Origin of the sequence: Catenulispora acidiphila DSM 44928 (genome assembly GCF_000024025.1) — a bacterium.
Taxonomy (GTDB): domain Bacteria; phylum Actinomycetota; class Actinomycetes; order Streptomycetales; family Catenulisporaceae; genus Catenulispora; species Catenulispora acidiphila.
Genome location: NC_013131.1, coordinates 7,290,368 through 7,304,992, shown reverse-complemented (window position 1 = coordinate 7,304,992; position 14,625 = coordinate 7,290,368). Strand labels below are relative to the sequence as shown.

Sequence of the window (14,625 nt, the reverse complement as noted above, 5' to 3'; positions counted from 1 at the left end):
GGAGGGAGATCACGGTGTTGCCGAAGGAACAGCACACCGCGGCGGACCGGGTCGTAGGGAAGGAGGTGGCGAGGTGAGCAACACCCGAAGCGGTATAGGCGACACCAAGATCGCCGTGGTCGGGATCGCTCTGCGCTATCCCGACGCGGAGTCTCCGGACGAGCTGTGGCGCAACGTTCTGGCCGGCCGGCGGGCGTTCCGCAAGCTGCCCGACGAGCGCATGCGGGCCGAGGACTACTACTCGCCCGATCCCACGGCTCCGGACCGTCACTACTCGAAGATGGCCGCGGTCCTGGAGGGCTTCGAGTTCGACCGCGTCGGCTACCGCATCGGCGGCAGCACGTTCCGGTCCACCGACATGACGCACTGGCTGGCGCTGGACACCGTGTCCCGGGCCCTGGAGGACGCCGGGTTCGCCGGCGGCGAGGGTCTGCCGCGCGCCAACACCGGCGTGGTCATCGGCAACACGTTGACCGGCGAGTTCAGCCGCGCCAACCTGATGCGGCTGCGCTGGCCCTACGTCGAGCGCACGGTCGGCGCGGCACTGCGCGAGGCCGGCTGGGACGACGTCGCGCTCGGGGAGTTCCTGACCTCGCTGGAGGCGCGCTACAAGGCGCCCTTCCCGCCGATCGACGAGGACTCGCTGGCCGGCGGCCTGGCGAACACCATCTCCGGCCGGATCTGCAACTACTTCGACTTCGGCGGCGGCGGCTACACCGTGGACGGCGCCTGCTCCTCCTCGCTGCTGTCGGTCGCCACCGTCTGCAACGCGCTGGCCTCCGGCCAGATCGACGCGGCCGTGGCCGGCGGCGTGGACCTGAGCATCGACCCGTTCGAGGTCATCGGGTTCGCCAAGACCGGCGCGCTGGCCAAGTCGGAGATGAAGGTCTACGACAAGGGCTCCAACGGCTTCTGGCCCGGCGAGGGCTGCGGAATGCTGGTCCTGATGCGCGACGAGGACGCCGTGGCGCAGGGCAAGTTCCGCTACGCGACCATCAACGGCTGGGGGCAGAGCTCCGACGGCAAGGGCGGCATCACGCGCCCGGAGGCCTCCGGCCACCGCCGCGCCATCAGCCGGGCCTACGCGCAAGCCGGGTTCGGCGTGGAGACGGTCCGCTACTTCGAGGGCCACGGCACCGGCACCGCCGTGGGCGACGCCACCGAGCTGGACGCGATCAGCGGCGCCCGCCGCGACGCCGCCGGGCTCGAGGCCGGCACCGCGGCGATCAGCACGGTGAAGGGCAACTTCGGCCACACCAAGGGCGCCGCCGGCGTCGCCGGGCTCATCAAGGCGATCCTGGCGGTCCGCCACCAGGTGATCCCGCCGGCCACCGGGCACTACGACCCGCACCCGGTGCTGCTCGCCGAGGACGCGACCCTGCACGTGCCGGACACCGCCGAGCTGTGGCCCGACGGCGCGCCGATCCGCGCCGGTGTGTCCTCGATGGGCTTCGGCGGCATCAACGCCCACCTCATCGTCGAACACGCCGACGGCGTCCGCCGCCGCGGCATCAGCAAGAGCACCACCCAGCTGGTCCGCTCGCGGCAGGACTGCGAGATCCTGCTCCTGGACGCGGTCGGCATCGCCGAACTGCGCGGCCGGGTGGCGCAGCTGGCCGGATTCGTCACCAAGCTGTCCTTCGCCGAACTCGGCGACCTGGCCGCCACGCTGTCCGGGGAACTGTCCGGCCAGCCGCTGCGCGCCGCGATCGTCGCCTCCTCCCCGGAGCAGGCCGAGGACCGCCTCGGCCGTCTGCTCTCGCTGCTGGACTCCGGCGCCCGCCAGGTGCTGGACGCCAAGGGCGGGGTGTTCCTCGGCTCGGCCGGCCGGATGCCGCGGCTGGCGTTCCTGTTCCCCGGCCAGGGCGCCGGGCGTCGTGCGGACGGCGGTGCCCTGCGGCGCCGGTTCCCGGCCGTCGACGAGCTCTACCAGGACCTGGCTCTGCCCACCGACGGCGACCAGGTCGCGACCTCGGTCGCGCAGCCGCGGATCGTCGCAGGTTCCGTGGCGGCGATGCGGGTGCTCTCCGCGCTCGGGATCAGCGCCACCGGCGCCGCCGGGCACAGCCTCGGCGAGCTGACCGCGCTGCACTGGGCCGGCGTCATGTCCGAGGAAGCGGTGCTGGCGCTGGCCGCCGAACGCGGCCGCGTGATGGACGAGGCTTCCTCCGGCGGCGGCGCGATGGCTTCCATCACCGCCTCCGCGGCGGACGTCAATGCTCTGCTGTACAGCGAGCCGGTGGTCATCGCCGGCTACAACAGCCCGACGCAGACCGTCGTGAGCGGTCCGGTCGAGGCCGTCGAGTCGGTCATGGCGCGGGCTCAGGCGCGCGGTCTGAGCGCGACCCGGATCTCGGTGTCGCACGCGTTCCACTCCTCCGCGGTCGCCCCGGCCGCCGAGATGTTCGGCCGGCATCTGGCCGCGCAGGACTTCAGTCCGGTGGACCGCACCGTCGTCTCCACGGTCACCGGTGCGGCGCTGCCCGCCGACACCGACGTGACCACCCTGCTGACCACCCAGATGCTCGACCCGGTGCGGTTCCACGACGCCGTGTCGGCGCTGGCGCGCGACTGCGACGCCTTCATCGAGGTCGGCCCGGGGCGCATCCTGCGCAACCTGGCCACGGAGATCGCGCCGGCGACGCCGGCGGTGTCCATCGAGTCCGACAGCATGTCGCTGACCGGGCTCTTCCACGCCGTCGCCATGGCGTACGTGCTGGGCTCCCCGGTCGAGCACGCCGAGCTGTTCCGCGACCGGTACGTCAAGCCTCTGCCGCTGGACAAGGAGTTCGTCTTCCTGGCCAGTCCCGCCGAGGCCGCGCCCGAGGGCGACTTCGCGGTCGTCAAGGCGGCGATGGCGGCGGCGCCGGCGTCGCAGGGTGCTGCGCAGCCCGCGCAGACCGGTGCGGCGGCGGCCGAAGGCGGGTCCGGTACGACCGCGGCGGACGCGCTGTCCGTCCTGGTCCGGCTCGCCGCCGAGCGCGCCGAACTGCCGCCCGAGGCGGTCAGCCCGGACAGCAACCCGATCGACGAGCTGCACCTGAGCTCGATCACGGTCGGCCAGATCGTCACCCAGGCGGCGAAGGAACTCGGGGTCACCGCGGTCCTGGCGACCTCCGCCTACGCCACCTCCACCCTGACCGAGCTGGCCGTCATGCTCGAGGGCCTGGCCTCCACGGCCCTGGCCGACGACGGTGCGGCCGAGCAGATCGCGGGCGTCGAACCCTGGGTGCGCGCCTACGCGATCGACCTGGTGCCCACGCCTCCGGCGCCGCCGGCGGTGGTGAAGCACCCGGTGGCGCAGTGGGAGGTCTTCGCCAGCGACGGCCACAGGCTGGCCGAACCGCTGGGCGCGGCGTTGGCGGTCGCGGGCATCGGCGAGGGCGTCCTGCTCTGTCTGCCGGACGAGGCCCACGAGGACCACACCGAGCTCATGATCACCGCGGTCCGCGCGGCCTTGTCGCGGGTGCGGCAGGAGCCGGTGCGGTTCGTCACGGTCGGCGGACGCCGGGGTGCCGCGGGCATCGCCAAGACGCTGCACCTGGAGGCGCCGTCGGTGACCACGACCGTGGTCGCGATGGCCAACCCCGACACCGTCCCCGAGGACGGGATCGCCGAGGTGGTCACCCGGATCACCGCGGACGCCGCGATGACCGCGGGCTTCGCAGAGGTCGGCTACGAGGCGGACGGGACCCGGACGGTCCCGATCCTGCGTCCGCTGGCGACCACCGCGGCGAGCGCACCGAGTACGGGTCTGGGCGACGCCCTCGGCCGGGACGACGTGCTGCTGGTCACCGGCGGCGGCAAGGGCATCACCGCCGAGGCCGCCATGGGCCTGGCCCAGGACAGCGGCGCCTCGCTGGCGCTGATGGGCCGCTCGGAGCCGGCGAAGGACCCGGAACTGGCCATGAACCTGGAGCGGATGCGCGCGCAGGGGATCCCCTTCCTGTACGTGCAGGCCGACGTCACCGCCGCCGACGAGGTCAAGGACGCCGTCGAGCGGGTCCGGCGCACGCTGGGCCCGGTCACCGCGATCCTGCACGGCGCGGGCCGCAACGAGCCGCGCTCGCTGGTGGACCTGGACGAGTCGACCTTCCGCCGCACCCTGGCGCCGAAGCTGGACGGTCTGCGGACGGTGCTGACCGCCGTCGGGTCCGACCCGCTGAAGCTGCTGATCACCTTCGGCAGCATCATCGGCCGTGCCGGTCTGCGCGGCGAGGGCGACTACGCCACCGCCAACGCCTGGCTGACCGAGCTGACGCACCAGGTCGCCGCCGACCGCCCGGAGGTCCGCTGCCTGGCGCTGGAGTGGTCGGTGTGGTCCGGCGCGGGCATGGGCGACAAGCTCGGGGTGCTCGAGGCGCTGATGCGCGACGGCATCTCCCCGATCCCGGTCGCCGAGGGCGTCGGGATCCTCAAGGCCCTGCTGGCCGATCCGTCGACGCCCGGCACCGTGGTGATCGCCGGGCGGGCCGAGGGTCTGCCGACGATCACGATGGAGCAGCGCGAGCTGCCGCTGGGCCGGTTCCTGGAGCGTCCGCGGGTGTTCTACCCGGGGGTGGAGCTGGTCGTCGACGCCGACCTGACGCCTTCGGCCGACCTGTACCTCGGCGACCACCTGCTCGACGGGGACCTGTTGTTCCCGGCGGTGCTGGGCATGGAGGCCATGTCGCAGGCGGCCGGCGCGCTGACCGGTCACGACGGCGCTCCGACGCTCGAGAACGTGGAGTTCCTGCGGCCGATCGTCGTGCCGGTCGACGGCCGGACCACGCTGCGCGTGGCCCTGCTCGCCGACGGTCCCGACGTGGTCCGCGCGGCGCTGCGCTCCAGTGAGACCGGCTTCCAGGCCGACCACTTCCGCGCCACGCTGCGCTACGACCAGCCGCTGCCGGCCGGGGATGCCCGTCCGGTGGACCGGGACACCGCGCCGCGGATCCCGCTGGACCCGGCGGCCGAGCTCTACGGCCCGGTGCTGTTCCAGGGCGACCGGTTCCAGCGCCTGCTGGGCTACCACGAACTCGAGGCCCGCGGCTGTGTGGCGGCGATCTCGAACCAGGCCAGGGACGACTGGTTCGGCTCGTTCCACCCGGCGGACCTCATCCTGGCGGACCCCGGGACCCGGGACGCCCTGATGCACTCGATCCAGTGCTGCGTGCCGGACGCGACGCTGCTGCCGGCCTCCGTGGAGCGGCTGTGGCTGGCCGACCCGAAGCGGGCCCGGCCGCTGCCCGAGGTGACTCTGCACGCGGCCGAGCGGTCGCGGACCGGGGACACCTACATCTACGACATCGAAGTCCGGGACCTGGACGGCGTTCTGGTCGAACGCTGGGACGGTCTGACGCTGCAGGCGGTCCGCAAGCAGGACGGGACCGGTCCGTGGCTGCCGGCGTTGCTCACGCCGTACCTGGAGCGCAACGTCGAACCGGTCTTCGGCCGTACCGGACTGCGCACCGGCGTCATCCCGGACGCGGCTGCTCCTGGCGCCTCCGAGGCTGAGGACTCGGTGTCCGCGCTCCGGCGCGAGCGCACCGACCGGGCGATGAGCTGGGCGGTCGGCCGGCGGGTCGAGGTCGGGCACCGTTCCGACGGGATGCCGTGGGTCGACGGATATCAGGTCTCTTCCTCGCACGGAGCAGGGCTTACCTTCTCCACGGCGCTCGCCGGCGACCGGCCGGTGGAGTGCGACGTCGAAGTCGCGATGACCCGTACGGAGGGGGAGTGGACGGATCTGCTCGGCGCCGAGGGCGCCGCGCTGGCCCGCCTCATCTCCACCGAGCGGAACGAGGACTACTCGGTCGCGGCGACGCGGGTGTGGGGCGCGATCGAGTGCCTGAGCAAGTCCGGGCAGGCAGTGCGGAATCTGACGCTGGACACCGTCGACGGGATTCCCGGTTCCGGGCCGTGGGCGGCGCTGCGCGGGGGCGGGCGGCGGATCGCCTCGTTCGCCACCACCGTGCGGGACACCAACGAACCGCTGGTGTTCACGGTGTCGGCCGCCGACGCGGCCGACGAGGGGAGTGATGCGCGATGAGCGGCAACGGAACCCAGGACTACTACGAGTACCGGCACCTGGTCGGCTTCGAGGAGACCAACCTCGTCGGCAACGTCTACTACGTCAACTACCTGCGCTGGCAGGGACGCTGCCGGGAGATGTTCCTGCGCGAGATGGCGCCGGAGGTCATCGCCGACGTGCAGGCCGACCTGAAGCTGTTCACGCTGAAGGTGGACTGCGAGTTCCTGTCGGAGATCACCGCCTTCGACGAGCTGTCGATCCGGATGCGCCTGGAGGACCTGACGCAGACGCAGATCGAGTTCGCCTTCGACTACGTGCGGCTGCGCGAGGGACTGGAGACCCTGGTGGCCCGGGGACGGCAGCGGGTGGCGTGCATGCGCGGCCCGAACACCGACACCCGGCCCACCCCGGTGCCCGAGACCCTGCGCAAGGCTCTGAGCCGCTACGCGATCCGGGGGACCCGCCCGGCGGCCGCCCAGGCCCCGACGCGGGTGCTCGCCGCGGGGAGCTGAGCGGCGATGGCCAAGGCGATGGCGGCGCCGGTTCCGGCCGGTGCCGCCTCCGATCCCCGGGAACTGCGACGGATCTTCGGCCGCTTCGCCACCGGCATCACGGTGGTGACGGCCGGCGGGGACGAGCCCCGCGGGATGACCGCGAACTCGTTCACGTCGGTGTCGCTGGACCCGCCGATGATCCTGGTCTGCGTCCTGCGAGACGCCTCCATGCACGAGACGATCAAGGAGCGCGAGGGGTTCGCGGTCTCGGTCCTGTCCAACCGGCAGGAGCGCATCGCCCGCTACTTCGCCAGCCGCGACCGTCCGCGCGGTCCCGAGGAGTTCGACGCCGTGGAGCACATCCGCGGCCCGCACACCGGGGCGCCGGTCCTGCCCGACGCACTGGCCTGGTTCGAGTGCTCCCTGGCCGCCGTGTACGAGGGCGGGGACCACTCGATCTTCCTCGGCGAGATCGTGACCGTCGGACGCGGTCCCGACGAGGACGCCCTCCTGTTCTACGCCGGCTCCTACCGCCGCCTCGAAGCCCCCACCGACTGGCGCGACCACATCCCGTGACCGCGCTCTACCGAGCCGCCTACCACCACGGCGACGCCCGCGCCGCGCTCACCCAGGCCGCCTTCGACCTGGCGCGCGGCGGCGGGCCGCCCCGAGTGACCCTGCGAGCCGCCGCCCGCGAGATCGGCATCACGGCGGCCGCGGTCTACCGGCACTTCGCCACCGTCGAGGAACTCCTCGAGGCGGTGAAGGGCCGGGCTTCGCGCGTGCTGGCCGACCAGCTGGACGAGGCACTGGCGGCGGTCGGGGGCGATCCCGACCGGCGGGGCGAGCACGAGCGCGAGCACGAGCAGCAGAACGAGTACGAGCACGACCACGACCACGCGCCCGACCACGACCACGAGCCCGACCGTCACAGCGAGCACGACCGCCGACACGACCACGACTCCGACCCCTGGCTCGACCACGCGCCCGACTGCCACAGCGAGCACCAGCTCGACCCCGACCCCGACCCCGATCCCGACCACGACAGCGATCCCGACCACCGGCTTGACCCCGATCCCGACCGCCGCGGCGATCCGGACCGCCAGCTTGACCCCGATCCCGACCACCACGGCGAGCCCGACCGCCAGCTCGACCCCGACCTCGGCCACCACAGCGATCCCGACCGCCGGCTCGACCACCACAGCGATCCCGACCGCCGGCTCGACCACCACAGCGACCCCGACCCCGACCACCACGGCGAGCCCGACCGCCGGCTCGACCCCGACCCCCACCCCGACCCCGACCCCCACCCCGACCCCCACCCCGACCCCGACCCCCACCCCGACCCCGACCGATACCGCGAGCGCGATCACGAGCACGAGCGTGATCGCCCCCGCGGTATCGGCCATCACCGCGATCCCGATCCGTGTCGGGACCGCGGCCTTACCGCATCCGCCATCGGCGCGGGCGCCGGCGAACCAGCCGTCCGCTCCCGTGCCCCGACCCGCACCCCGTCCCCCGACCCCACTCGGATCCGCGCTATCGCAGAGGCCTACCTCTGCTTCGCGCGCGAGCACCCCGGTCTGTTCGGCATGGCTTGCCACGGCGGCGTCGACGCCGTCCGTGAGCTGGTCGCCGAGCGGGTCGGGGATGTTCCGCGCCCGACCGCTCTGGCCGTGTGGTCCGCCGCTCACGGTGTGGCCGTGCTCAGCGTGCCGGAGGCCGACCAACAGCAAGTGCTGGACATCGTTCTCGCCGGAATCGTCTCGATCTAGAGGAGCCCACCAGTGTCCGCGATCAGTCCCCCGGTGCTCAGCGCACCACGTCAGACCTCGTTGTTCGTCAACGGGTACTTCCCCCGGCGCCGAGTGGTCGTGCTCGTCGTCGGCCTGCTCGGCGGCGTTCTGCTGGCCTACCTGTGGAAGGCCAGCCTCGCCGACGACGACATCGGCTTCAACACCGCCAACACGGTGCTGGGCCACAACGCGCACAACACGCCGATCTCCAGCATCGCCTCCGGCATCCTGTTCGCGTTCGTCACCGGCGTGGCCGGCTCGTTCACGGCCTGCAACGTCGCCGTGTTCGGCGCGGTCGGCCCGCTGCTGGGCCAGGCCGACTCCCGGCGCGCGCGGGTCTTGGAGACCCTCAAGCCCGTCGGCTGGATGGCGCTGGGCACCATGGCGGTGTCCGCGGTGTACGGCTTCATGGTGGGCCTCGTCGGCAAGCACATGCCGCAGTACTCGAACAAGAAGTCGCACGGGCTCAGCCCCCGCGCCCTGCAGTCGATGATCGCCTTCGGCACGGTCGGCATGGTGATGGTGGTCTGCGGCATCGCGGCCCTGGGGCTGATCCGCGACCCCATGGCCCCGCTGGCCCGCCGCTTCCCGCACGCCCCGTTGATCGTGATGGGCATGCTGATCGGCCTGTTCCTCGTCGGCCGTCCCTACCCGCTGTTCCACGACATGTTCCGGCACGCCGCCAACACCCACAACCCGTTCTACGGCGCGCTGGCCTTCGCCCTGCAGTCGATCGGCAACAGCCTCGTCATGGCCCTGCTGTTCCTGCTGATCTCGGTGGGTCTGCGCGGCCGCGTCCAGCGCTGGCTCTCCGAGAACCCGGCCCGGATCAGCATTCTGACGGCGGTCGCGTTCCTGATCGCCGGCGGCTTCAACATCGCGTATTGGGATCTCCGTGTGGCCCACGGTCTGAACTACATATGGTTCCCCACCGCGCCCTGGAACTAGCCGTCTCAGCAATTCCCTGAAACGCAAGAACGCAGCACCGTAGGAAAAAGAACACGAATGCGCCCGGCCGGTCGGCCCGGGCGCATTCGCATGACGGCATTTCCGCTGTCGTGGAATTCAGGGGGTCAGGACTTCACCGCGTCCTCGGAGACGCGCTCGCCGACGACCTTGGAGGCGGGGAACAGCCCGGCCTTGACCTTGCCGGCGAGCGTGTCGCCGTCGAGCTTGAGCTTGTAGGTCAGCTTCAGCTTCATCGGCTTGGTGATCTGCTGCTGCCAGCCCACCTCCTCGCCGTTGACCTCGATGTTGTAGCAGGCCGACGCCTCGCCGGAGACGAGGTCGAGGGAGTTCCCCGTCCAGGTGTTGTCAGCGCTCTGGGTCAGAGTCACGCTGGCGCGCTGCTTGCCCAGCGGACTGTCGATGGTCAGGTTCCAAGTGCCGGCGGCAGACATGTGAATCCTTTCGCGTCGGGGCACCGAAGTCGGGGCCAGACGGCGGGACGAGGGCCGTAGCCCAGCTCACGCGAGTTCCGCGATCTTCGGAGGTCTCGCTTTCCACGCTATACGCGCTGCCGATGCGAGCTTTCTTCCAGAATGCCGACAACCCTGTCATTCTGGATTTCGCCTCCCGTGGAGCTGTAGCACTTTGATAAGCAGCCGACTTCCTTGGTGTTGCCGCTTGTGAAATGTATTCCTTGGTCCATTCGACTATCGAAATACCCTGGTGGAGAAGATCGCCGGCACGGCCCGGCGCGCGGCCACCGTTTGAAGTCCGCCGTCCTGGTCACACAGTGGGACACCGGTCGGGCCGTCCCGACCTGACCGGCCCGTTCCCAGGAGGCTTCCATGACCGTCGGCATCATCGTCGCGATCATCGCGGCGATCGTCATCATCGCCCTGGCCGCGGCGTGGTATCGGCGCCGCGGCGGGGGTGCGGACGCCGAACTGCGCCAACTCGATATGCGCTCCCTGACGTCGTCGGAGCGCAAGTACTACCTCGAAGACTGGATGCACATCCAGGGCTCGTTCGTCGACAGCCCGGGTGTGGCACTGGATTCCGCGGACACCCTCGTCGGGAAGCTGCTGCAGGACGTCGGCTACCCGACCGACGACGAGTCCAGGCTGCTGCGCCTGCTCTCCGTGCGGCACGCACCGAGCGTGCCGGCTTACCGCGAGGCGCGCGCCGTGCACGCCAAGCGCAACGGCGGCGAGACCGACGTCGACACCGAGTCGCTGCGGGTCGCGCTGAACAGCTACGACGGCCTGTTCCAGGACGTCGTGGCGGCGCACACGGCATCATCGGACGTCGCGACGCGACAGCACGAGGCGGAGGCCACGTCATGAGCACCGACCAGGCGGCGGAGACCGCCGCGACCCAGACCGCCGCGACCCGGCCTGCTTCGTCGGAGACCGCTGCGACCCGGCCCGCTGCGACCGAGACCGCCGCAGCCGACACCACTCCGGTCGAGCGCACGCCGGTCGACACCATCCCCGCCGACCCGACTCCCGCCGACGTCACCTCGGCTGAGACCACTCCGGTCGACACGACTGCCGACGATTTCACCCCCGCCGACACCACTGCCGACGATTTCACCCCGGCCGACACCGCCGGTGTCGACATAACCCCGGAAGAAACCACCCCGGCGGAAACCACCGCGGTCACCACCCCCACCCCTCCGAGCGAATCCGACGCCGTCCTCGAGCGCTGGTCGAAGATCCAGGTCCTCTTCGTCAAGGACCCGCACGCCGCCGTCACCGCGGCCGACGCCCTGATCGAGGAGATCGTCGAAGCCCGCCGCCGAGCCTTCGACGCCCACCGCGGCACCCTCACGGACCGCTGGCGCGCGTCGGACGCCGACACCGAGGACCTGCGTCTGGTGCTGCGCGACTACCGCAAGGTCGTCGGCGACCTGTTCCCCCGTCAGCCCTGACGCCGGGACGCCATGCCGCACTGACGTGCTGACCTGGCCTTTCGGCGCGTGCCCCGCCACCTCGGCGGGGCACGCGCCGCGCGTTCGGTGTCCCGCGCCCTCCCGCCGGACCTTCTATTTAGTACGCTTAAGTAAATAAATCTCGGCAGGGAGAGGGCCGTCGTCCATGAGCACCGTCAACGCCGGACCGGTCACCCCACCCAAACCGCCGACCGTCCGGCAGCGGACCTTCTCCTCCCTCAAGGTCCCCAACTACCGCCTCTACATGACCGGCCAGTCGATATCCCTGGTCGGGACATGGATGCAGATGACGGCCCAGTCCTGGCTCGTCCTCACCCTCACGCACTCCAGCACCGCCCTCGGCCTGGTCGTCGCGCTCCAGACACTGCCGGTCCTGCTCTTCGGTCCCTACGGCGGCGTCATCGCCGACCGTGCCGACAAGCTGCGGCTCATGGTCGTCCTGCAGTCCATGATGGGTGTCCTCGCGCTGGTCCTGGGCTTGCTCACGGTCTTCGGCGTGGTCAGGTTCTGGGAGGTGTGCGCACTGGCCGTCCTCCTGGGCACGAACAACGCCTTCGAGAACTCCACCCGCCAGTCGTTCGTCCGGGAGATGGTCGGCCGCGATCAACTCCGCAACGCCATCACCTTGAACTCGGTCATGGTGAACGCGGCGCGCGCCGTCGGTCCGGCGGTCGGGGGAGTGCTGATCGCCGTGGTCGGCATCGGCATCTGCTTCCTGCTCAACGCGGCCAGCTTCGTCGCGGTCGTCACCTCCCTGCTGCGCATGGACCGTTCCGCCCTGCGGCCCAGCCCGCCGACGCCGCGTGCCCGCGGCCAGCTCCGCGAAGGTCTGCGCTACGCCGCCGCCACCCCGAGCATCGCGATACCCCTGGCGATGATGGGACTCGTGGGGCTGCTCGCCTACGAGTTCCAGGTCTCGCTCCCGGTCTTCGTCGAGCGGACGTTCCACGGCGGCTCGGTCGCCTTCGGCTTCATCACCTCGGCGATGGGCATCGGCGCCGTGGTCGGCGGTCTGTTCACCGCCGCGCGCGGACGCACCGGACTCCAGCCGATGATCATCGCCTCGGCCGGCCTCGGCGTCTCGATGCTCGCCGTCGCCTACGCCCCGGTGCTCGCGCTGGCCTGCGCCGTGATGCTGCTGGTCGGCTGGGCCAGCGTGTCGTTCATCGCGATCGGCAACTCCACGATCCAGCTCACCTCGGACCCTGAGAAGCGCGGCCGGATGATCGCCCTGTGGCAGGTCGCCTTCCAGGGCACGACCCCGATCGGCGGCCCGCTGGTCGGCTGGGTGATCGCGGTGTCGGACCCGCGTTCGGGACTCGCCGTCGGCGGGGTGTCCTGCCTGGTGGCCGGAGCCGGCGGGCTGATGCTCGCGCGCCGGGTCGCCGGGCGTGCGGCGCCGGTTCAGCCGGAATCCGAGTCCGAGTCCGAGCCCGCCGCGAGCCTTACGTGACCGGTGATTCGCAGCCTGTAGCGCCGGCTCGCGAACGTAAGTTTTTTCCTCAGAAACCTTTCACGGCGGCTTAAAGACCGCGTTCCACCATGCACAAGATGCGAGTGCATGAGGAAGGTCTTCCAGTCGGCGGCGGTCTCGGTCCGCAGCGGCTCACCGCCGCGGTGGCCACGGTCGTCGCCGGAGTGGTGCCTCACAAGCGCGCGGTCGCCCGGCCGTTCACCGTGCGCGGCGAGCCGCTGCGGCGCGTGCTGCCGGTCGTGCTCGGGCTGCTGGCCGTCGCCGCCTCGCTGGTGGTCCTCGTGGTCGCCCGCGCGCCGCAGCTCTCGATCGTCGACGAGGCCGCGCACGCCGACTACGCCTACCAGGTCTCCCACGGCAGCGTCCCGGCCAAGGGCGCGATCGTCGACGCCGAGATCCGCTACGAGTGGTACTGCCATGACCTGGGCACCGCGGTGAACTCGGCGGACTGTGCCGCGGGCTTCACCGACGACTTCCAAGCCGACGCGCAGGACTACACCTTCGGCGACCCGCCGCTGTACTACGCGGTGACCGGCTACCTCGGTCGGGCGCTGAGCCCGCTGGTCCCCGGCGCCCACGACTTCATCACCGCCGGCCGAGTCATAGGCGCGCTGTGGCTGTTCGCTGGGATGCTCGTGCTGTATCTCGCGCTGCGCGCGTTCCGCGTCGAGCCGCGCTACGCCGGCTTGGGCGCGGTACTGCTGCCGCTGTGTCCGGGGGTGTTGGCCGCTGCCAGCTCCCTGAGCAGCGACGCGCCGTCGGCGTTGTGCGGGGCGGCGGCGCTGTACGTGCTGGCGCGGGTGATCGTGCAGCGCCGGACCGGGTGGCTGTGGCCGTTCGCCGTCACCGCGCTGACCACGGGCACGAAGATCCTCAACGGCGTGCCGATGCTGGTGGTCGGCGCGGTCGCGCTGGTCCTCGCGGCGGCGGCCTGGCGGCGCGGCGACCGGCGCGGCGCGCTGCGGACCGGCCGGATCCCGCTCGCGGTCATGATCGCGTTCTGCCTCGTCTACGGCGGCTGGACCCTCTACCAGAGCGGACGCGGCCAGGCCGGCTGGGTGAACCCGAACCAGGCCGACGGTCTGCCGCTCACCGGATCCGCGGCCGGCGACCTGCTCAGCAACATGTTCGGCACCTTCCAGCACCTGACCACCAGCTACTGGCTCGCCAACCCGGTCAACGGCGAGTCGGTGGTGATCTGGGCGACCCTGCTGTGCGTCGTGCTCGGCGCCGCCCCCTTCGTGCTGATGACCACCAGCAGCCTGCGCACCTGGGGATGGCAGCTGGGCCTCGGCACGGCGATTGGCATCTCAGTGGTCGCACTGGTGGTGGAGACGCAGGTGTTCGCGACCAGCGGCCGGTACTTCGCGGTCGTCACCGGACGCTACGCCCTCAGCTTTCTGCCATGGGCGATCGCCTGCCTGGCGGTCGTCGCCAGCCGTCGGCGGCTCGCACGCAGCGGGGTGGCGTTCACCGGTCTCGGGCTGACCGTGATGCTGCTCGCGACGACCGGGCTGTTCACGCTCGGACCCGCGCTGAGCAGCCGGACCTCGTTCTTGATCGGCTAGCTTCAGCGGAAGCTTCATCGGCTGGCTTCAGCAGCCGGCGGAAAAGCAAAAGAGCAGGCCCTCCGCGCTTCCTCGCGGAGGGCCTGCTCGCCGATGGAATCGTTGAAATCGTCGGGAGACGGGACTTCGGTGGCGGGATGCCCGCCGGCTGTCGGTCACACGCGCCGGGAGACGGAGATGTCGTGCCAGGTGCGCTCGAGGTCGCGGTCCTGGCCGCCGGCGGAGCCGTTGAGCTGCGGGCGCGGGCCGTTCTGGCGGCGCTCGTTGCGCTCCAGGCCGTAGACGATGGGGGCGACGAGCAGGACGAGGATGAAGATGAACGCTGCGGTTTCCATGTCTCCAACTATGCGCTGCGCAAGTTCCTGCCAACAGTGTCTCTTC

Annotated in this window: 11 protein-coding genes; 9 read left to right on the top strand and 2 right to left on the bottom strand. The window is 71.3% G+C overall.

Annotated elements, in window-relative coordinates; genetic code table 11:
- Positions 1-73: 73 nt before the first annotated feature.
- The 5 genes from CACI_RS31460 to CACI_RS31440 are packed head-to-tail and all read left to right on the top strand — an operon-like array spanning position 74 to position 9,251.
- Positions 74-6,031, top strand: a complete 5,958-nt coding sequence (locus CACI_RS31460) for a type I polyketide synthase (RefSeq protein WP_015794934.1) — start codon at positions 74-76, stop codon at positions 6,029-6,031.
- On the top strand, positions 6,028-6,525 hold the full coding sequence (locus tag CACI_RS31455) for an acyl-CoA thioesterase (protein ID WP_015794933.1): 498 nt from the start codon (positions 6,028-6,030) through the stop codon (positions 6,523-6,525). Before CACI_RS31460 ends, CACI_RS31455 begins: the two co-directional genes overlap by 4 nt.
- A 6-nt stretch (positions 6,526-6,531) precedes the next feature.
- On the top strand, positions 6,532-7,083 hold the full coding sequence (locus CACI_RS31450) for a flavin reductase family protein (protein WP_015794932.1): 552 nt from the start codon (positions 6,532-6,534) through the stop codon (positions 7,081-7,083).
- A complete protein-coding gene (locus CACI_RS52955; protein ID WP_015794931.1) occupies positions 7,080-8,282 on the top strand; it encodes a TetR/AcrR family transcriptional regulator in 1,203 nt (400 codons plus the stop codon). Before CACI_RS31450 ends, CACI_RS52955 begins: the two co-directional genes overlap by 4 nt.
- A gap of 12 nt (positions 8,283-8,294) precedes the next feature.
- Positions 8,295-9,251, top strand: coding sequence for a hypothetical protein (locus CACI_RS31440; protein WP_015794930.1), 957 nt, complete (start codon positions 8,295-8,297; stop codon positions 9,249-9,251).
- Positions 9,252-9,376: 125 nt separating this feature from the next.
- Here CACI_RS31440 and CACI_RS31435 read toward each other — a convergent pair whose 3' ends face one another.
- Positions 9,377-9,703, bottom strand: a complete 327-nt coding sequence (locus CACI_RS31435; protein ID WP_015794929.1) for a hypothetical protein — start codon at positions 9,701-9,703, stop codon at positions 9,377-9,379.
- A gap of 393 nt (positions 9,704-10,096) precedes the next feature.
- Here CACI_RS31435 and CACI_RS31430 point away from each other — a divergent pair, with 393 nt between their 5' ends.
- The 4 genes from CACI_RS31430 to CACI_RS31415 all read left to right on the top strand — a co-directional run bounded on the left by CACI_RS31430 (position 10,097) and on the right by CACI_RS31415 (position 14,244).
- Positions 10,097-10,594: a hypothetical protein gene (locus CACI_RS31430; RefSeq protein WP_015794928.1), complete on the top strand. Its 498-nt coding sequence runs from the start codon at positions 10,097-10,099 to the stop codon at positions 10,592-10,594.
- On the top strand, positions 10,591-11,181 hold the full coding sequence (locus CACI_RS46300; RefSeq protein WP_015794927.1) for a hypothetical protein: 591 nt from the start codon (positions 10,591-10,593) through the stop codon (positions 11,179-11,181). Before CACI_RS31430 ends, CACI_RS46300 begins: the two co-directional genes overlap by 4 nt.
- A gap of 166 nt (positions 11,182-11,347) precedes the next feature.
- Entirely contained in the window at positions 11,348-12,655 is a 1,308-nt protein-coding gene (locus CACI_RS31420; RefSeq protein WP_015794926.1) for an MFS transporter, read from the top strand.
- A gap of 98 nt (positions 12,656-12,753) precedes the next feature.
- Positions 12,754-14,244, top strand: a complete 1,491-nt coding sequence (locus CACI_RS31415; RefSeq protein WP_143765454.1) for a glycosyltransferase family 39 protein — start codon at positions 12,754-12,756, stop codon at positions 14,242-14,244.
- A 155-nt stretch (positions 14,245-14,399) separates the two neighbouring features.
- On the opposite strand, the gene CACI_RS31410 is transcribed toward CACI_RS31415, so the two are convergent.
- The gene (locus CACI_RS31410) at positions 14,400-14,579 is read right to left on the bottom strand and encodes a hypothetical protein (protein ID WP_015794924.1); all 180 of its coding nucleotides are present in this window, start codon (positions 14,577-14,579) and stop codon (positions 14,400-14,402) included.
- Positions 14,580-14,625: the final 46 nt, after the last annotated feature.